Consider the following 20,260-nt stretch of genomic DNA (forward strand, 5'->3'; position numbering starts at 1 on the left):
TCAAAAATGGTCATTTGTAGACAATACGAATGTTTATTTGAAATGGGCTTCTCTAACCTTCTGAATTAGTAATGAACAACGGTTAATCATGTCTTTAGAATCCTACGTGAAGAAGTGTAAAAACCCGTGCTGTTCAAGTGCGGGTTTTTTTAATCGCTTCAATCGTGCTAGGTGATTCGTAGAATGGACTTTTATTGGAAGTTCTTATGAATCATGCTTCTTTGGTATAGGGCTAGTAGACGGCAAATGACCATGTTCATTTGCCGTCTTTTTTTTACACTGAAAAAATCTAGAAATCAGTGTGAATGCTAGCGAGGGCTATCGCCGTTAGATCTTGACGATTAGCTAAGCTTTCTAAATGAAAAGGGAGGAATAAGTAATGAATGTTTTTAAGAGTTATTTGAAGAGGAGTGAAAATAGAATGGAAATATGGAGGTATTATTATAATGGATATTATCGAACAGGTAGGTGCCAAACTTGATTTAGAAGAAGGTACAGCTGTTATCGAACAAGTAATCAGAGAATGTTATGTAGCGCCGGGGATTTCTACAAAGAATTTAGCGAGAAGGGTTCACCTTCCAGTACCAGTAACTGTCGCCGTAAAAAAAGAATTGATGAAGAAGGAAATATTAAAGCAAGATCGTGGTGTACGCTGTACAGTGAAAGGAAATATATTGGTAGAACAGGAGCTGGATTTTCAGGGATTAAACAAAACGTTATATCATAAACTTATATCGATCGAAGCTAATTGGTTAGACGAATGTCAGGACGTCCTTGCTGTGTTAAATCAATTATTTGCTGAGCGTCCGCAGGTTGACGTACAGTTAGATCAATCACAATGTACAGCTGAAACTAGTTTACGTCGAGCCATTCTCTGTCTAAAAGAGCATGCTTTAATTGGTAAACGTATCTTATGTATTGGAGATGATGATTTAGTTAGTATATCAATTGGCTTGCTATTAAAGAAATTATTTCCTGCGAAGCAAAGATTTAGAACGGTTATTCATGTAATGGATATTGATTGTCGCTTTCTTCAATTCATCAGTGATTTCACAGAAAAAGAAGGCTTACCAATCACATGTATAGAGCATGATATGCGGTACCCGTTAGGCAAAACGTATGTAGCGTCATACGATTGCTTTTTTACAGATCCACCTTATACGCTAAACGGACTGGGGTTATTCCTAGCTAGAGGTATCCAAGCATTGAAAAGTAACCAAGGACGGCAAATCTTTTTATCTTTTGCACATAAGTCACCCGAATTTATGTTAGAAATGAATCGTTTGTTTGTTCAAATGGGATTGAGTATTGTTGCCACATATCCAAATTTTAATTCCTATGTGGGTGCTCAAATGATAGCAAACCAGAGCCAAATGCTTATTTTAAAAACGACAGCAGCTACACATATTGCAGATAACTGGCGTACTTTTTATACAGATCCCATCTATACTGGAGAGTTGAAGCAGTCAGAACGTATCTATAGCTGCAAGCATTGTGGAGAAAAATATCGTGTAGGGTATACAGGGAGATACAAAACAATTGAACAGCTAAAACAGGAAGGTTGTCCGAACTGTAATTCTAGCAACGGAATATTTATTTTAAAAGGAAAGGTGACGAAGAAAAGGTAATTATGATGGGGCTGGGACAAAACCCAGTAACTGAAAAAAGTGGTACGCCAATTTAGGGCGTATCACTTTTTTTACTTTTTTCAATATTTATATACGCAAAAAGGATACCTTCTGATAAAGTTAAAGTAACTACACAAAAACTTAGAAAAGAGGTATCCTTTATGTTTAAACATTATACCATGAATCAAGTCGTTTTGCCTTTAGATTTTGAAATGAAATTACAAGAAAATGATATCGCCTATGCGGTTAACCATATTGTAGAACATATCCCAGAGGAATCATTTGTGGGATTTTTGCGTGAAACAGGTTGTCCTGCATACCATCCACGCATGATGATGAAGATTATCTTATGTGCCTATACACAGTCTGTTTTTTCTGGCAGAAAAATAGAGGGATTAATCAAAGACAGTGTACGTATGATGTGGTTAGCACAAGGCTATGAACCAAGTTATCGTACCATTAATCGTTTTCGTGTTCATTCCGAAGTAAAAGAATTATTACGTCAGTGTTTTGTCTTATTTCGTTGTCAACTTGTTGAAGAGAAGGCGATTGAAGAAGAGGCTATTTTTATTGATGGTACGAAAATAGAGGCAAATGCCAATAAGTTTACCTTTGTATGGAAAAAATCCATTGAAAAATACAGCACCGATTTAATAGAGAAGTCGAATCAAATGTATGAGGAATTACTGGAAAAAGAAATTATTCCTGAAATAGAAAGGGAAAGTTCCGATGAACTTTCAAAGGAAGAACTCAGTGAAGTGGTTAAAAAGCTAGATGAAAAAGTAGAAAAATATGATAAAGCAATCGAAGAAAGCAAAGAAGCAAAAGAACGCAAACAACTTCGTTCCGAACGAAAAGAACCCAAGCAATACCGTAAACAATTCCAAGATTTTGAAGCTCGTAAACACAAATATCAAAAAGATATGGCAATCTTAGGCGATCGCAATAGTTATTCTAAGACAGATCATGATGCCACTTTTATGCGAATGAAAGATGACTATATGAAAAATGGTCAACTTAAAGCAGGTTATAATGTACAAATTGCGACCGAAGGTCAATACACATTAGCCTACGATGTATTTCCAAATCCTACGGATACTCGCACGTTTATTCCTTTTCTCGATAGTATTGAAGATAGGTACTTTCAATTGCCCGAGCATATTGTCGCCGACGCAGGTTACGGTAGTGAACAAAATTACAGTAATGTACTTCATAGAAAAAGAACGCCACTGATTACTTATAATTCCTATCGGATGGAAAAGAAAAAGAAATATAAAACAAATCCTTTCCATGTATTCAACTGGGACTACGATTCAGACGGAGACTTTTTTACTTGTCCAAATGGAAAGAAAGTACCTTTTCAATATCTATCGAATCGAACAGATAAAGCCGGATTTAAACGAACCTTTCGTGTCTATGAATGTGAAGATTGTTCGGGATGTCCATTACGCGTTCATTGTACCAAAGCAAAAGGGAATCGAAAGATTTATTACAATGCTCAATGGGAACAGCAAAAAGCATATATAAGAGAGCAGCTTTCAAAAGAAGAAACAGGAAAAATCTATGGTAAACGAAAAATAGATGTAGAACCTGTCTTCGGATTTTTGAAGGCCAATTTGCGTTTCACTCGAATGTCGGTGAGAGGCAATTCGAAAGTGGAAAATGAATTAGGATTTGCCTTTATGGCGGTGAACTTAAGAAAGTACACCGCTATAACACAAAATTCATGTATTTATGATAATGAAAAAGATTCCAGCTATCTATTTTTGATAACTGGAATCTCTTTTTTACTTCTCCAGGCTAGTTATGTCCCAGCCCCATTCTTTTTTTGCAGATGCTTGCTACATAGAATATGATACACTAATGATAAATCAAAATACAAAAACCTGTGATTAGCTAGAATATGGGATTACAAAAATGATGAATGCAAGCAAGTTAGCACTCGATAAAAATAGGAGAATGATCGTTATATCAGATATTCACGGGAATTTACAGTTGTTGCAGAAATTATTAGATAAAATAGCATATACGCCAGAAGATTATCTGTTTATTAATGGAGATATGTGTGAAAAGGGAGCAGACAGTCTAGGCGTAATCGATTTTCTCACTTCCTTAACGGCTCAATTGGAACGTGTATATGTAACAAAAGGTAATTGTGATATATTAATAAACTATGTATTTAATGAAGTCGAAGGCATTAAAAATTATATGAAGAAGCAACCAAATTCAATCTTAAACGAAATGCTGAAAAAACAAGATAAATCACTAGCTGATTTTCATAGTCTTAAGGATCTGAGTAAATTTTATCGTACGCATTATAAAAATGAAATTGATTGGTTAGAAGCTCTTCCCATCGCTTATGAAACAGAGCATTTTATCATTATTCATGCTGGGATTGAGGATATTCCCAATTGGCAGTCTACGACTATAGAAAATGCTTTGTCTATGCCTGCTTTTTATGAAAAGGGACACCGTGCGGATAAAACAGTTATTGTTGGACATTGGCCAGTCGTGAATCACACAACGCAATCGATATGTTCAAATAATCCATTAATTGATTTAGATAAACGAATCATAGCTATTGATGGTGGGAATCAAATTAAACGCGAAGGACAGCTTAATGCTTTAGTGGTGGATGGAGAGCAAATTTCTTTTACATTTGTAGATGAACTACAAGAAATGGCAATGATTCAACAATCTCATCAAGACACAACGGCTAGAGTAGGCACTGTTACATATCCGAATTATGAGCTTGAAATAATTAAAGAGGAGCCATTCTTTACACATTGCAAAAATATAGAACTTGGAATAACACAGTGGGTAAAGAATGAGTTCATTACGAGAAATAACAATCAACTAATAAGTAATAATGATATAAGTACAACTTTTTTATCTGTTCAGCAAGGTGAAATCATAAAGGTTATCAATAATGATTGTTCAGGCTATACCTTAATTAAAAACGATAATGGAGAAATTGGCTGGATACCGAAGCAATGTTTATATTCCTGAAACGGTAAAATGAAAAAGGTTGAGGTGGGGGGGGAACGGTGTTTGAAACACAGAAAAAACCGAACCCTGTTATCGAGGAAGTATAACCTTATAGGAATCCGCTATTGGTTATGAAAAACAATCGATATAAAAGGGATGGTGACTGTAATTACTAGCTTTCATGGTATAAAAGAAGAGCTGGAAGAATCTGAGGTACTAGAAATATTGAAGGAAAGTGTATACATGCCTACCCAGGAAAAGCTAGCCGCTAGAGTACGTCGATATATAAATGAACCTACGATACTAGCATTTGGCTATAGAGACGATCGGCACATGGTGGGAGTCATTATTGTAAGCTATGATGAAGATACATGTCACGCAGTTATTAAAGATATAGCAGTTCGAGCAAATCTGCAAAAGTCTGGTATTGGCAGTACAATGATTGCTTACATGATGGAGGAATTAAAGCCGTCCATTATCACTGTAGAAACGGATGATGATGCTCTAGGCTTTTACCTCAAAAATGGTTTTGCGATTGTTAATCAGCAACAAAAATTTGCAAATATAACCAGATATAATTGCCACTATGATGTACGTAGTTAATTGGGGAAGATAGCTTAATACCTAAAGAAGTGGAACAAAAGTGTGTTCCACTTCTTTTATAGGAATATTCTTTTTTTGAAAATGTTATCGCTTAATCCATTAAATCAAACATATCCTTTACTGCTTGTGAATTTGGAGTTGCATACAAACGAGGTGTTCCAGAGGTAGATCTTCGTGATGTGACTGCGAAAACATATCCGAGGTCCTCATCTATGATTTCTCTTAACCATGGGCCACCACTTGCACCACCATTCATATCACAATTCATATAAGCATCACTACTAAACAGGCGTTTATATGTGTCACCATCACAATAATATGGTCTTTCACCATCATACGGATCCTCTGCTGGCCAGCCGAAAATACGAACATTCTGTTGTTCTGGACTATAGCCATAAGAAAGACCATTTCCTCCGACTACATGGATTAGGTTTTCTCCGTTACTCGGTCTAACAGTAACAAATGCTTGATCATAACTAAAGTTACTATCGTTTATCCAACCATTGAAAGTGCGTGCCTCTTGCCAATTCCATAGTCCATACGGTAAATCCCCATCATAATAAGCTGGAGCAAAAGCAATATTAGAATGCCAACCTTCCCCACTTCCGCCATGAACACAGTGTCCAGCAGTAATGATAAGGTTCTTGGCATCGCTATTGATTGCTGAAGCGGAACATACATAATCATTTCCTTGATAGGAAAAAAATACTTTGCCAGCTGTCGAGGGAACGACTACATTTATAGTCGCATGCTTTGGTCCAACTGGATCGGATGCATTACCAGGTTTCTCGCTTTCAGTATTATCATATTCGTTTGGGGCTGGTTTGTTTTCTTTAGGAAGCTTTTCATCTGCAGGAGTAGCATTTTTCATTTTTTCCTCTGTCCAATATCCAGCAGGATCAATTTCTGTAGATTCTTGAGTAGATGGTAAATCAGGAGCCTTTTTTGATGTAGTGTCTTTTGAAGACGTTTCATTCGAATTAGCAAATATAGTTGTAGTTCCGAGGCAAAGAACAATCACGATGCTTGTGATAAGACAAAACAGTACCCACTTCAGATTCTTCATTTTTTCATCTCCTTTTATTTACTGTAACATGAAACAGAATAGTGTAGAATCCTATGTTGAATCTTTTTCTATCTTTGGTTTTATCCCACATATAACTGGTAGTAAAATCCCTGATTCAAGCAATAAAAAACAACTATTGTTACCTGCTAGTAAATGGCTGATTGGTTCAAAGGCCTTTAGGTCATACATTTGTGGTAAGAATCATTCGTGTGAGATAAACAAAACCCCCAAGGATTGAAATTTTACTTTATTAGATAGAATGGGACAACTTTTTTCATTTCTCTAACTGTTTTTATTTCACACACTCTATACACTATGCAATATATATTGATTTAGAACAAAGAGTTTTTTACCATTCCAGGAAGAGATGGTATCATGTATAAATCTATCTCACATATAACTGGCAGCAAGCCCCCGCTCCAAGCAATATGGATAAGTGGTGGATCGACTGTCAGTAAATGTCCGATTGGTTCAAAGGCTTTTAGGTCATACCCTTGTGGTACGAACTATACGTGTGGGATAAACAAAAACCCACACGGATTAAAGTTTCACTTTATTATTCACCATTTGTTTAGGATTAGCTCCTTCTTCTGTTAATTTTATCCAGTAATTTGATAACTTCAGATAGTCCGATAAAGATGAAGCCTATGACAATAGCAGGAATAACCCGCTGTACGAAATTCCCCCAATCAATTGCATAATCACGTTTCCCGTTAGAATAGAAGGAAACGATGTGGTATGTATCCTTAAATGCCTGAAAACTTAAGAAAAAGCTGACTATAATACCTGTAGAAAATAACAGCACTCCTATCCAATTTTTTTGCTTCATGGTTACATCCTCCTTTGAGAGCTGCTTATAGTAATCGTACACGAATTGATAGTGATTTGTAAGTAGTTACTTTGTAAATGAAAATAGCTATTAAAATGGGGGGGCATCCAGAATATTTTGTAAACGCTTGAAGTATTTACATTTCATCTGTATAATAAAGTTAACTTAAATGAACGGAGGTTTTCCTTGTGTATATTATCAGACTACGTTTCCAAGCTTTGAACCGTTAACTGAATATGGTCAAAGACTCTGCTTGTGTGTGGAGTAAATGGAATGGGTCTGTCTATTTTTAAGGAAGCCTTTGTTATACGGTGTTTTTGCCAAAGAGGGGACGATTCAACCCTCTTTTTGTTGTATTAAAAAATAGTCAGTACATGCAAATTAAATAGCTTTCTTGACCTTGACTGTTCATACAATATTTACTATTGTGGGTGAATTGTATTTTTTGTGTGAAACGAGCCAATAAGGATTTATGCATTTTTTGATTCCATCCATTTACTTTTCCATCACAGGTAGAAGACCTGTGATTTTTAATTTTAAGAGAGAATGGAAGGGAATGTTAATATGAAAAAAGCAATTAATGTAGGTGTAGATATTAAAAATCAATCGGAGGGTTTTGCGTATTCTATGGAGGAATTAGCAGGACTGGCCGCTGCACGTCATATCGAAGTAGTGGGAGAGCTAACGCAGAAGTTAGCTCGTATTCATAAAGCGCATTATCTTGGGAAAGGAAAAATCGAAGAATTGCATGAACTGATCCAGAGGAAGGATGCAGAGGTGATTATTGTTAATGATGAGTTGACAGCATCTCAAATACGTGTTCTTGAGGAAAAGCTGGGAATAGTCGTTAGTGACCGTACGATGTTAATTCTAGATATTTTTGCAGAACGGGCCAAAACAAGAGAAGCACAGCTACAAGTGGAAGTGGCAAGACTTGAGTACATGCTCCCACGCCTAATTGGTCAGAATGAAGATTTAGGTAGACAAGGTGGCGGAGTGGGATTAAATAATAGAGGGTCTGGAGAAACAAAGCTTGAGCTTGACCGTCGTAAGATTGAAGAGAAAATTGCAGTGTTAAATAAAGAGCTAGAGGAGTTAGTGGCTCAGCGAGGCATACAGCGGAGGAAGCGTCAACAAAGTGGTCTTCCAGTTGTGTCCTTAGTCGGCTATACGAACGCTGGAAAATCAACTATTATGAATGCTATGGTTGAACAGTTTAACCCCTCTTCAAATAAACAGGTTTTTGAAAAAGATATGCTATTTGCGACATTGGAAACATCGGTAAGGAAGATTCCTATGCCTGCTAACAAATCCTTTCTGCTGACAGATACAGTAGGTTTTGTTAGTAAACTCCCTCATCATTTGGTAAAGGCATTCCGTTCTACTTTAGAGGAAGTGGTAGAAGCTGATTTAATTATTCATGTCGTTGATTATTCCGAACCGAATCATGAAAATTTAATGGAGGTTACGAAGCAAACACTATTGAGCTTAGGTGTTGAAAACGTTCCGATTATTTATGCTTTAAATAAAGGAGATATAATCGACGTAGACATACCAGTAGTAGAGGAGAATAAGGTATCTCTTTCAGCAAAGCAAAGGGTTGGTATTCATGAATTAATAGAAGTAATTAATCGGGAGATCTTTAAAGATTTAATCCAATGCGAGATGCTTATTCCATTTGATCAGGGGCAGGTCGTAGCAAATCTAAACGAACAGGCAAATGTGATCACTACGAACTATGAAGAAAATGGCACACGCTTAACAGTAGAATGTACGCAGGCTTATATCACGCGGTACCAGCAGTATATTATCTCGCAAAACGGTAATCCCGAACGTGTTTAAGAGAAACATATTAAGATTAAAGATGGGTAAAGTCATTTGACGATGACTTTACCTATTAATCGTAGGAAGTGGAGTAGGTTCTAGAGAACAACGAACTACGCTATCTATGGAAGTAACGCAGAATCCTTTGGTGAGATCCGATAGTGCTAGCAAGAGGAACGAACCAATCCTAAACCATAGTTAGAGCTTCCTAACTTCATTTATCGAGCATATAACTGGCAATAATACCCTCGACTTCAAGCAATAAAGTGAAACCAATATGGATAAGTGGGAGGTCGACTGCCAGTAAATGTCTAATCAATGGGTTCCGTTAACAATCGTCGGGATAAACAATATCCCCAATTGATTGAAGGTTTACTTTATTTATGGTTGCAAAATTATTTATTAGCTCGTTCATTTATATAACGAACCATTTCATCATTTGCTTTATTGGCAATATCAATGAGGTACGTTTGGTCTAATTCGCTATTCATGTTTTGTTCTGCTTTCATCATCACATTTTCGATTAGACAATCTTCTTGATGATTTAACGAGCAATGAAATAGACTTGAATGACCTTCAATTGTTCTAATGACATCGAGAAATGAGATTTCGTTTTTTGGCTTAGAAATTTTATATCCACCATTGACACCTGGAGTTGACTCGATGAGCCCACCTTTAGCAAGCTTGGTTAAGATCTTCGAAAGATAGCTCGGAGAAAGCTTTTGTATTTCTGCTAAGGGCTGAACGCCGATTGTGCTACCCCTAGGTAAGAGGAGTAAATATACGATTGTGTGTAATGCATAATTTGTAGCCTTCGAATATTTCATTGTTTCCTCCTGTGCATATTGTAGTTATTATAGAGTTTCATTATCTACAAGTGATTTTAATCGTACCATTAAAATGGATGCTCCTCAACATGCACTATTCCAAATTTATGTCACATATAACTGGCGGTAAGCCTAATAAAGTCAACCAATAAGGATAAGTGCGGGTTCGACTGCCAATAAATGTCTGATTGGTTCAAAGACCTTTAGGTCATACCCTTGTGGTACGAATAATCAGTGGAGAGATATACAAAACTCCAGCTGACTGGAGTTCCACTTTATTCTAAACATCTTTAAGATTTTAATGTTGTAGCCAAGCATTTGTTTATATAGAAAAGTAGGAATGTGTGTACCATCTTATAAAACTGAATTTTTTTGCTCAGACATTACAATATTTGTAGATGGTGTCCCATATGTCATAGATTGATCAATAAATTTTTCAAGGGTTTCTACTGATTGTGTTGCTACTTTAGCAATATAGCTGATTTCACCGGCAACTCGGTAGCATTCCAGTACATCAGGATGGTTGTAGCAAAATTGTGCCAGCCTCTTACAGTCGTTGGATTTAAATAATACAAGCGCAATAATGGAACGATTAAGCTTGTTTACATCAATCGATGTTTGATAGCCTGTAATAATTTGTTGATCTTCGAGTTTTTTAATGCGCTCAGCTACTGCAGGTGCAGATAGATGTACATGAGCAGCGACTTGTTTTGTGGTCATTTTTGCATTCTGCTCGAGCTGCTTTAAAATTTCATAATCGATGTGGTCCATAAATTCTCCTAATTATATAAAGTATTTAATTAAATTATCCACTAAAACAAAGGAAAATTCAACTAAATACCGTTCAATATCTATTTAAGTAGTCATGGAAATTAATTAAACTTAAGTGAAGAAATAAAGGAGGGACTTCTTATGAAAAAGGTATTATTATTACTTGCAGATGGCTTTGAGGCTTACGAAGCAAGTGTTTTTACAGATGTACTTGGTTGGAATCAATTAGAAGGTGATGGATCGACAGCCGTTACTTCAGTCGGGCTTCATCCAACGCTGCAAGCAACATGGAATTTTCAGGTTACACCAGAAAAGCTAGTTGAAGAAATTGATTTAACTGAATTTGATGCATTAGCAATTCCTGGAGGCTTTGAAGAAGCGAATTTTTATGTCGATGCTTTTAGTAAAACATTTCAAGAAATAATACAACATTTTAATGCACATCAAAAACCCATTGCCGCTATTTGTGTAGCTTCTTTAGCACTTGCGCATAGTGGGATTTTACACAATCGTCAGGCTACTACGTATAATTTTCCAACTAGCAAACGATTAGCGCAATTAGCTACATATGGTGTACAGGTATCCAAGGATCGAATTGTCGTTAATGAAAATATAATTACTTCATCTAATCCAGGAACTGCCATAGAGGTGGCGTTCATATTATTAGAGATGTTGACCTCTAAATCTAATGCAGCGAGAATTAAAGAACGAATGGGTTATTAATCTCTCCAGTATACAGAGAAACATATCTTTCGGGAACAGTGTATTAACATCAAGAAGCTTCTTTTCAGTTTAGGGCAGCGAATAATAGAAAACTTCTGCGGAAAAACGGGCGATTCCAGCCCCCACAGTGTGGTTTGCACGAGAAGACTTGGGCGTTCGCCTGCTCATATACAAAAAAGATTGTAGTAAACCAAGGTTTTATTTACAAGTTGAAGAGGCTGAGACAAAAGAACGAAGAAACAATAAAAAACGAAAAGATAATTTAGTTGAAATTAATTATCTTTTCGTTTTTTGATTAGAATCATTCCTTTAGCACCTGAAATAAGCGAAACTCCCGCGGGAACAGTACGAGTCCGAAGATTCACGTGGTAACGTGTTTTTCTTTACCAAGTTAGCTGTGGCCGTGCTCGTGGAAAGAGCTTTCTTTCCGGGGCACGGTTTTAGGTTCTTGGGAAAGCAAAGATCATTTCTGCGAGATCTTCAACTGGACTTTTCCCGTAGGATAAGGAAGGCCTTGAGAAGCGATCTTCTTTGTCAAAAAGTCTACGTATTTTGACTGCACCTCGTATGAACATTTATTTTATTATTCGGCTTTGGGGATAACGATTTTAATTTCATCCTAGATGAAAAATTCGTTTGCGTTTCATTTAATGGCGTGCTAGTATATAATACAAATTATAGATATTATATATCTATAATAGGTTTAATGGAGGGGGTAAAAGAAGCTGTGAACTACACAGCTAATGATCAGAAGAATTAAAGCTAAATTCGTAGCTATTTGTTTGTTGGTCAAGAAATAATCATAAAAAGGGAATGGGGATGATTTAGATGCTGTTAGACTGTATTGTTATCGGCGGAGGTCCAGCTGGGCTTAATGCCTCACTGATGCTTGGAAGGTCTAAGCGCAAAACGATTTTATTTGATGATAATAAACCGAGAAACGCCGTTACGAACGAGTCCCATGGCTTTATCACACGGGACGGTATTCATCCGTTAGAGTTCAAACAAATTGCACGAGAGGAATTAAGTAAGTATCCAAATGTTATCATCAAAAAACAACGTGTTTTACAGGTGGATAAAGATAAACAGGTATTCACAATCAAAGCAGATGACGGCGAGGTTTACAAAGCTAAAAAGATTATTTTAGCGACTGGACTGAAAGAAACCTTACCCAATATAGCTCAAGTAAATCAGTTTTATGGCACCAGTATATTTAGTTGTCCATTTTGTGATGGTTGGGAATTAAGGGATCGACCATTGGCTCTAATAGCTGAAAATAACAGAGCTTTCCATATGGCTAAAGTGGTCTTTAATTGGAGTAAAGATCTGATTGTATGTACAAATGGCAAGCAAATCCTTTCGGTGGAACAAAAAAATCAATTAAACAGCAAGGGCATTATCATATATGAGCAAGAAATTACCTCATTGCAAGGGGATCATGGGTATTTAAAAGGGATTACCTTTGCTGGTGGTGAGAGCATTACACGAGAAGGAGGATTTGTTACACCAGAATGGGAACAAGCGTCATCCATTGGTCGAGACTTAGACTGTGAATTCAACGATCAAGGAGGGATAAAAGTAGATCGCTTTGGAAGAACAAATGTGGAAGGTGTATATGCAAGCGGGGACACGTTATTAGCTGGGGCAACTCAATTAATTATTGCTGCAGCAGAAGGTAGTAAAGCTGCATTAGGAGTCAATGCAGCGTTAATGGAAGAAGACTTCTAAAGCAGCATTGTCAGCAAATTAGTTTTCTTTCACATATAACTAGCAGTAATACCCCAAAGAGAATCCAAAATTGGTAAGCGGGGGATAAACAAAAAACCAACTGGTTGACATTTCACTTTATAAGCTTTGTCAATATGGGATTGCTGATGATTTTGTATTAAGTGTTATATAAAGGAGGCTATGAATGAAGGAACACAAATGTAATTCGAAAGAAAAGGAAAATTTCACAAGAAAAATAGAATTTTTAGATGGATCTAAAAGGAGGGAGGACCTACCTCCAGAAAAGCTGTTGAATTTACTCCCAATGACGAGAACGGATACAATATTAGATTTAGGTGCAGGAACTGGATATTTAACAATTCCAGCAGCTAAAGCGGTTGACAGCCCTGTATACGCACTAGATAGAGATCCAAATATGCTAGAAATTATAAATACTAAAGCGCAAGAGGAGAACCTTACAAATATTAAGCCTATGCAAGCGGACATTGATCATATTCGACTATCAAATGATTCTATAGGCATTGTCCTTGCTTCATTAGTATTACATGAGACGAAAACGATATCCAAAACGTTGCAGGAAATAAAACGTGTCCTTAAAGAATCTGGTTATTTTGTATGTGTTGAAATAGAGAAGCTAGATCATGTTAATGATGGTCCACCGAGAATTTCCTCATCAATAATGGAACAAGAAATAACAAATGCTGGAATGGATATAATACAAAAATTCTTTCCAACAGACTCTTTATATGTCTTTATTGCCAGAAAATAACCTGCTTATATATTTTTTTGGATTAATTATAGATATTAAAGATATTTAAAGTATTTAAATAAGACATGTCCGTTAAATCGCGTCGCGTATTATGGAAGTGTGATCATTAAGTATAAATGTTCGATAGATCTTTACACGCTGATAGTAATCTTCAAAAAATCTGCCCATGGGAAAGCTTGCTTCTAGGGCAGATTTTTGTTTGGAATTTGTAAAGTATTAGGTTTGCACGCTTTGGGAATAGAGTGATGCCTTTAGGTCATACCTTTGTGGTACTACCAATCAGCGGGTAAACAAAACCCCTGCGGATTGAAGTTTCAATTTATCAGGATTCATCGTTATATAAATTTCTTTAATTGTACGATGAAGAATATAGAAACTGACCGTACTATGAATGGTACCATTCATATAATTGATGAGAGAGGGCTGGCCATTAACGCTTCTGATTTCGTAGTAATAGTCTTCTGCGGTCTTTTTTCTTATACCAATTAAAAATGCTAAAACCTTCGTACGTGTTCGAATTGGACGAACAGCGGCTTTGACTTTCCCTCCACCATCTGAATACAAGGTAACTTTATCCGATACTAGCTCAAGCAGTTCACTCGTATTTTGTATGTGGAAGGCTTTGAGAAAACGGTTGACAACGTCTTTATTTCTCTCATAATGTAAGCTTTCGTTCTCTACAATTGAGATTTTTTGCTTTGAACGGCTATATAGTTTTCTGCAGTTATCCTCCGTCTTTTCTACGATGGTAGAAATCTCTCGATAAGAAAAGTCAAATACCTCACGCAATAGTAAAACGGCTCGTTCGTGAGGAGACAGCTGTTCCATCATTCGTAAATAAGCAATACTTAATCCTTCTTTTTGTAGTAGAGCTTCTGAGGGGTGATCGTGCATGTCACTAAAAAAGAATAAAGGCTCAGGGTTCCATGGCCCAATATACACTTCTCGTCTTTTTTTTGCAGATTTTAAAAAATCCAGACAACGGTTGGTCATCATTTTACAAAGATAAGCTTTTTTGTTTTCAATCTTCTGATCTTTGATTTGATAGGCACGTAGGAAGGTTTCCTGTACAATGTCCTCCGTATCTACAACTGAACCTAGCATTCGGTAACCTAATGAAAATAACAAAGGTTGATAGAGTCGATACGCTTCATTATTAAGTTGCATGAGATGACCTTCCTTCTTTTTGCATAATTTCAATGGCTGCTTGTTTTCCACTCTCAACAGCACCCTCTGATAGTATAGAATCTGGTGATGCCCAGTCACCAGCAATAAATAACCCGGAAATATGAGTTTCAGATTGGCAGAAATTTTTCCTTTCCCCAACTTGAGGTAGACGGTAATTCACGGTTATTTGCGGTAGAAACCTACGTGCCACTTCATATTCTTGCCAGCCTGGTTGTATTTTGTTTAAGAACGCTTCAAGGTGAGTTTGCTCTTGTCTCCCAAATAACCTTTCATCTGGATGATGGTATTTAAGAACGTGAAGGATTGTACACTGTCCACTTTGGGAAAGCCTAGCATATTTTGAATGAACAGAATAATAGTAGGGGGTTGTTATTCCCATAGCAAATAATTGTTTTGGCTTAGGGAGTTTCTCTAATGCAACATCTAAAGTTGCAGCTTTTACGGGTACGATTTCTTCTAGGAAATTTCTTTGGAGATAGGGGAATGATTCGGCTATTACGTTGTTTAAATTATCTGGTGCTCCTGTATAGAGTACGTGTTTCGTTTGAAGACAATCCCCATTGGACAGCGTTAACTGAAATTGATCAGATTTATTTTTGACAATTTGCTTCATGTTTGACTTTGTTTGGATTTCCACTCCTGAGATAACTGCTTGATTATGAAGTTGATCAATCATTGTTTGCCATCCGCCATCTAAATAAGTGACACCTCCTATAGCATACTGGATATGAGAGATAACAACATATGCGCTAACTTTATGAGGAGCATGGCAGTATGTTGCTAATCTGCCTATAATATAAAGTAATGAGCGGACTTTCTCTGAATTGGTAGATTGGTGAACCCATTCGTGGAAAGTCTTGGTGTCTAATTCATCACGGTTGGAATTTTTTATTTTTATCAATATAGACACCCATTCCTTGCGCTCTTTCCAATTCAAAAAAGTGGTCTTGAAGAGTCCAAGTGGGGAGAATGGCGCTACATATTTCGTATTATTTTCAATTAAGATACCACCTAGTTTTGGCGTGTTTCCTTCAAGCGTAATGTTTAATTCCTCTAATATAGTTCGGGCCATTCCTTTTTTATAAAGAGCATGAGGGCCTAAATTAAATAATTGATGATTGATTATATCTGTTCTTGCACGTCCTCCAACCTGCTTTGCTTTCTCTAACAGTAACACGTTCAAAGGTGTTTTAGCTAAAAAATTGGCCGCTACGTAGCCTGCTAATCCTCCTCCAACAATAACAACATCCCATTTTTGAACCATGAAATAACCTCCTATTATCTCTTTTTATCCCGCATATAACTGGCAGTAAGCCTTTACTTTCAAGCAATAAAGTGAAACCAATATGGATAAGTGTGGGAACAGCTGCCAGCTAAATGTCCGATTAGTTCTAGGGCCTTTAGGCCATACCCTTGTGGTACTAACCATTCGTAGGAGATAAAAAAATTCCCACGGATTGAAGTATCACCTTATAATTCAAGACGATAATGAAGAGATATTTGTGACAGAGAGTAATTTGTTGTTTTATTCGTAAGCGGATTAGAATGATACTGCGTAGTGACAAAAAACAGATTGATTTTAAGTGTTGCAATGTAATATGGTATGAATAAGTAGTATTTAAGTAATCCATTCAAATGCTTTTTAGCTACGATGTTTGATAGCTTATCTGACTTATAATGCTTTTACATCCAGTGTTTGAATAAAACGAACAAAGGCATGAACGATGTTCAACTGTAATGTATCCTCATGATAATACATCCATGTTTTTCGAGTGATTGCTTTACCTGAAGGATGCTGTAACGGTTTGATAATTAGTTCTGGGTAGGGGCGGACAACTAAATTAGCTAAAATCGCATAGCCTAATCCATTAATAATCATTTCTTTACATGTTTCGACTTGACTAACTTGAATATTTATATTTGGCGTTTGTTTGTAATTGCTATACCACCATTGATCTACAATGCTTCTCATTTTTTCATCTGTATAATAGTCAATTCGTGGTAAATCAGGGAGATCTTTCCATGTAAAATCCCATGGTGAGGCAATACAAATTTCTTCCTCATAAAGCAGGTCTTTGTTTTCGTTCCACACATAATCACCTTTGATAAAACCAATGTGGACATCATTATTGAGGATCAGCCGATGCATTTCGCTACTCCAGCCAGTGACTACTTGAAATTCAACATTCGGATAGCTTTGCTTAAATAATCGTAGTAATTTTGGCATTTTATTTAAAGCAAAAAAGTTAGAAACGCCAACTCTAATCGTACCAGCTACTTGTTCCTTCATATTATGTAGCCGCTCTTCAATTTTTCGCTGTTCATAAAGCATTTTCTTGGCATGCTGTGCTAATTGCTCCCCTTCAGGTGTAAAGGTGATTCCTCTTTGCTTTCGAATAATTAGTTGCACACCATAATAGTTTTCGAGTTTTTTTAATCGAGATGTTAGCGTAGGCTGTGATAAGAACAGGCGATGTGCCGCTTGAGTAATATTTTCTGTAGCATATAAGGTTGCAAGCATTTCCCAATCCTGTATTTTCATTTCAGAATCTCTCCTAATTTTATGCTTGATATAGAAAAAAATTATGGCTAATAATTAAAATTATATATTTTTCTAATTTTCATTTCAATTTTATAATAGAACTATAGAATATAATGAAATTACTGAACTATTAAACAATGAATTATCTTAAAGGAGGATGTATATGAGTACGAAAGAAAAGTATGTTCCGGGTTTAGATGGGGTAATAGCTTCAGAAACTGCTATTTCCTTCCTTGATACAGAACAGGAAAAAATAATTATTCGTGGCCATGAACTGATAGAACTATCTAAGAGTAATGATTACATTGATATTGTGCATCTCCTGCTTAATGGTACGCTTCCCGATTCAACAGAGAAGTTAGTATTGGAAAAGGAATTAACAACGAATTACGATATACCGACTGATGTGATGAAGCTATTAGCTTTATTACCAAAACAAACACATCCAATGGATGGATTACGGACAGGTTTGTCAGCGCTTTCTGGGTATGATGAGGATATAGAAAATCGGTCCCTAGAAGCAAATAAGCGTAGGGCATATGCGTTATTAGGTAATCTTCCTGCGATTACTGTAAATAGTTACCGGCTAATCCATGGCCAAGAAGCAGTTCAGCCGAACCAAGAGCTTTCGTATAGTGCTAACTTCTTGTATATGATTACAGGGGAAGAACCAGAAGCTTGGGAGGCAGAGATTTTTGATCGCTCGCTTCTATTATATAGTGAGCATGAAATGCCTAATTCAACATTTACTGCAAGGGTTATAGCCTCAACAAATTCTGATTTATATGGTGCATTGACTGGTGGCGTTGCTTCTTTGAAGGGAAATCTTCACGGAGGGGCAAATGAAGCAGTTATGTACATGTTAAATGAGGCAAAGTCTGTTGGAGAATTCGAAGAACTACTACAGAAAAAGCTGATGAAAAAAGAAAAGATTATGGGATTTGGACATCGAGTATATATGAAAAAAATGGACCCAAGAGCATTAGTAATGAAGGAATCTCTAAAACAGTTATGCGATAAAAAAGGGGATTCATTGCTACTTGAAATGTGTGAAGCTGGTGAGAAGGTAATGCGAGAAGAAAAAGGGCTATACCCTAATTTGGATTACTATGCTGCCCCAGTGTATTGGATGTTAGGAATACCTATAGGGTTATATACTCCGATTTTCTTTAGTGCGCGGACGGCTGGCTTAGCTGCACATGTTATTGAACAGCATAATAATAATCGTTTATTCCGTCCTCGTGTAAATTATATTGGAGAAAGTTATTAAGAAGGTTATCGATTAATACTAGCTATCAGTGAGAGAAAGGGAGAAAATTTATGTTGAAAGTTGATGAACAGAAGAAAACGGATGCACTTTTAGAGGAAATTGCTGAATATGTATTAAATAAAGAGATTACGAGCGAGGAAGCTTATTCAACCGCTCATTATGTATTCATTGATACGATTGGTTGTGGGATCCTTGCGTTAAACTACCCAGAATGCACCAAGCATTTAGGACCTATCGTACCTGGAACAGTTGTTCCAAATGGCACAAGGGTACCAGGAACCTCTCATGTCCTTGATCCGGTTCAAGGCGCATTCAATATTGGAGCGATCATTCGTTGGTTAGATTATAATGATACATGGTTAGCAGCAGAATGGGGGCATCCTTCTGACAACTTAGGTGGAATACTTGCAGTTGCAGACTTTGTAAGTCAAGAGCGACTAGCTAAAGGACAGGAACCATTAAACGTTCATGATGTATTGGAAGCAATGATTAAAGCTCATGAAATTCAAGGCGTACTGGCATTAGAAAACAGCTTGAACCGCGTTGGACTTGACCACGTAATGTTTGTAAAGATTGCCACAACAGCGGTTGTCACGAAGATGCTTGGTGGAAATCGTGAAGAGATCATTAATGCATTATCTAATGCATGGATTGACAATTCAAGCTTACGTACTTATCGCCATGCGCCAAATACTGGTTCTCGGAAATCTTGGGCTGCAGGGGATGCAACCAGTCGAGCAGTTCGTCTAGCAATGATGGCTGTAAAGGGAGAAATGGGATATAAGACTGCTCTCAGTGCTCCTGGTTGGGGCTTTCAAGATGTGCTGTTTAATAAGCAAGAGCTAACTGTTAAACAACCATTCGATAGCTATGTGATGGAAAATGTATTATTTAAAGTATCGTATCCCGCTGAATTTCATGCCCAAACGGCGGCTGAAGCAGCTGTAAAGCTACATCCAGAAGTGAAGGGGCGCATCGACGAGATTGATCACATTACTATTACGACCCATGAATCTGCAATTCGTATAATTGACAAAAAAGGTCCTTTAAACAACCCGGCTGACCGTGACCATTGCCTTCAATATATAACTGCCATCGGTTTATTAAAAGGGAATATTGTTGCAGAAGACTATGAAGATGACGTTGCAGCTGATCCTCGAGTAGATATGTTACGTGAAAAAATGGTAGTTTCCGAGAACGAAAATTATACTAAAGATTATTTAGATCCTAACAAGCGATCCATAGCAAATGCTGTTCAAGTACATTTTAAGGATGGAACTTCGACAGAACAAGTGGATTGTGAATACCCATTAGGACATCGTTTCCGTAGAGAAGAAGCGGTGCCAAAGATTCTCGAAAAATATGCCCAAAACATGGCAACACAATATGCTAGCAAGCAATTAAAGCAGATTGAAGCTGTGAGCTATGATTATAAAAAGCTTACTGCCATGAATGTTAATGAATTTATGGAATTATTGGTGAAGTAAGAAGGAGGACATCACGT

Annotated in this window: 18 protein-coding genes; 10 read left to right on the plus strand and 8 right to left on the minus strand. The window is 36.9% G+C overall.

Annotated elements, in window-relative coordinates:
• The first annotated feature begins 446 nt into the window (after window positions 1-446).
• The 4 genes from D9782_RS10020 (at window position 447) to D9782_RS10035 (ending at window position 5,219) form a co-directional block, all read left to right on the plus strand.
• Complete coding sequence (locus D9782_RS10020; RefSeq protein WP_121604680.1) at window positions 447-1,628, plus strand: bis-aminopropyl spermidine synthase family protein; 1,182 nt, start codon at window positions 447-449, stop codon at window positions 1,626-1,628.
• A 161-nt stretch (window positions 1,629-1,789) separates the two neighbouring features.
• Complete coding sequence (locus D9782_RS10025) at window positions 1,790-3,484, plus strand: IS1182 family transposase (RefSeq protein ID WP_121604681.1); 1,695 nt, start codon at window positions 1,790-1,792, stop codon at window positions 3,482-3,484.
• 61 nt (window positions 3,485-3,545) lie between these two features.
• Window positions 3,546-4,637 carry a metallophosphoesterase gene (locus D9782_RS10030; protein WP_121604682.1) on the plus strand — a complete coding sequence of 364 codons (1,092 nt, stop codon included), beginning with the start codon at window positions 3,546-3,548 and terminating at the stop codon, window positions 4,635-4,637.
• Window positions 4,638-4,775: 138 nt separating this feature from the next.
• Window positions 4,776-5,219 carry a GNAT family N-acetyltransferase gene (locus D9782_RS10035; RefSeq protein ID WP_162986370.1) on the plus strand — a complete coding sequence of 148 codons (444 nt, stop codon included), beginning with the start codon at window positions 4,776-4,778 and terminating at the stop codon, window positions 5,217-5,219.
• Window positions 5,220-5,310: 91 nt separating this feature from the next.
• Here D9782_RS10035 and D9782_RS10040 read toward each other — a convergent pair whose 3' ends face one another.
• From D9782_RS10040 to D9782_RS10045, 3 genes are all read right to left on the minus strand, one after another.
• Window positions 5,311-6,285: a trypsin-like serine peptidase gene (locus D9782_RS10040; RefSeq protein WP_026679981.1), complete on the minus strand. Its 975-nt coding sequence runs from the start codon at window positions 6,283-6,285 to the stop codon at window positions 5,311-5,313.
• A 51-nt stretch (window positions 6,286-6,336) separates the two neighbouring features.
• Window positions 6,337-6,474, minus strand: coding sequence for a hypothetical protein (locus tag D9782_RS22865; protein ID WP_162986371.1), 138 nt, complete (start codon window positions 6,472-6,474; stop codon window positions 6,337-6,339).
• A 388-nt stretch (window positions 6,475-6,862) separates the two neighbouring features.
• A complete protein-coding gene (locus D9782_RS10045; protein ID WP_121604684.1) occupies window positions 6,863-7,114 on the minus strand; it encodes a hypothetical protein in 252 nt (83 codons plus the stop codon).
• 564 nt (window positions 7,115-7,678) lie between these two features.
• Between D9782_RS10045 and hflX the strand changes: the two genes are divergently transcribed.
• Window positions 7,679-8,956, plus strand: a complete 1,278-nt coding sequence (gene hflX, locus D9782_RS10050; RefSeq protein WP_371413996.1) for a GTPase HflX — start codon at window positions 7,679-7,681, stop codon at window positions 8,954-8,956.
• Between the two features lie 377 nt (window positions 8,957-9,333).
• Here the strand turns inward: hflX and D9782_RS10055 are convergent, their stop codons facing one another.
• A complete protein-coding gene (locus D9782_RS10055; RefSeq protein WP_121604686.1) occupies window positions 9,334-9,765 on the minus strand; it encodes an Rrf2 family transcriptional regulator in 432 nt (143 codons plus the stop codon).
• A gap of 354 nt (window positions 9,766-10,119) precedes the next feature.
• Window positions 10,120-10,536, minus strand: coding sequence for an Lrp/AsnC family transcriptional regulator (locus tag D9782_RS10060; protein WP_026679977.1), 417 nt, complete (start codon window positions 10,534-10,536; stop codon window positions 10,120-10,122).
• Between the two features lie 141 nt (window positions 10,537-10,677).
• On the opposite strand from D9782_RS10060, the gene D9782_RS10065 reads away from it, so the two are divergent.
• From D9782_RS10065 to D9782_RS10075, 3 genes are all read left to right on the plus strand, one after another.
• A complete protein-coding gene (locus D9782_RS10065; protein ID WP_026679976.1) occupies window positions 10,678-11,259 on the plus strand; it encodes a DJ-1/PfpI family protein in 582 nt (193 codons plus the stop codon).
• A gap of 828 nt (window positions 11,260-12,087) precedes the next feature.
• Window positions 12,088-12,987 (plus strand): NAD(P)/FAD-dependent oxidoreductase, encoded by a 900-nt coding sequence (locus tag D9782_RS10070; RefSeq protein WP_121604687.1) that lies wholly within the window; start codon window positions 12,088-12,090, stop codon window positions 12,985-12,987.
• Window positions 12,988-13,171: 184 nt separating this feature from the next.
• Window positions 13,172-13,756: a class I SAM-dependent methyltransferase gene (locus D9782_RS10075; RefSeq protein ID WP_121604688.1), complete on the plus strand. Its 585-nt coding sequence runs from the start codon at window positions 13,172-13,174 to the stop codon at window positions 13,754-13,756.
• A gap of 279 nt (window positions 13,757-14,035) precedes the next feature.
• Here D9782_RS10075 and D9782_RS10080 read toward each other — a convergent pair whose 3' ends face one another.
• From D9782_RS10080 to D9782_RS10090, 3 genes are all read right to left on the minus strand, one after another.
• Window positions 14,036-14,923 carry an RNA polymerase sigma-70 factor gene (locus D9782_RS10080; protein WP_121604689.1) on the minus strand — a complete coding sequence of 296 codons (888 nt, stop codon included), beginning with the start codon at window positions 14,921-14,923 and terminating at the stop codon, window positions 14,036-14,038.
• The gene (locus D9782_RS10085) at window positions 14,913-16,208 is read right to left on the minus strand and encodes a phytoene desaturase family protein (RefSeq protein ID WP_121604690.1); all 1,296 of its coding nucleotides are present in this window, start codon (window positions 16,206-16,208) and stop codon (window positions 14,913-14,915) included. Before D9782_RS10085 ends, D9782_RS10080 begins: the two co-directional genes overlap by 11 nt.
• A 408-nt stretch (window positions 16,209-16,616) precedes the next feature.
• Complete coding sequence (locus D9782_RS10090) at window positions 16,617-17,486, minus strand: LysR family transcriptional regulator (RefSeq protein WP_026679971.1); 870 nt, start codon at window positions 17,484-17,486, stop codon at window positions 16,617-16,619.
• Window positions 17,487-17,649: 163 nt separating this feature from the next.
• Here D9782_RS10090 and mmgD point away from each other — a divergent pair, with 163 nt between their 5' ends.
• Window positions 17,650-18,756, plus strand: a complete 1,107-nt coding sequence (gene mmgD, locus D9782_RS10095) for a citrate synthase (RefSeq protein WP_121604691.1) — start codon at window positions 17,650-17,652, stop codon at window positions 18,754-18,756.
• A 50-nt stretch (window positions 18,757-18,806) separates the two neighbouring features.
• The gene (gene prpD, locus D9782_RS10100; RefSeq protein WP_121604692.1) at window positions 18,807-20,243 is read left to right on the plus strand and encodes a 2-methylcitrate dehydratase; all 1,437 of its coding nucleotides are present in this window, start codon (window positions 18,807-18,809) and stop codon (window positions 20,241-20,243) included.
• Window positions 20,244-20,260: the final 17 nt, after the last annotated feature.

It is taken from the genome of Virgibacillus sp. Bac332 (genome assembly GCF_003667785.1).
Taxonomy (GTDB): Bacteria; Bacillota; Bacilli; order Bacillales; family Amphibacillaceae; genus Virgibacillus; species Virgibacillus salarius.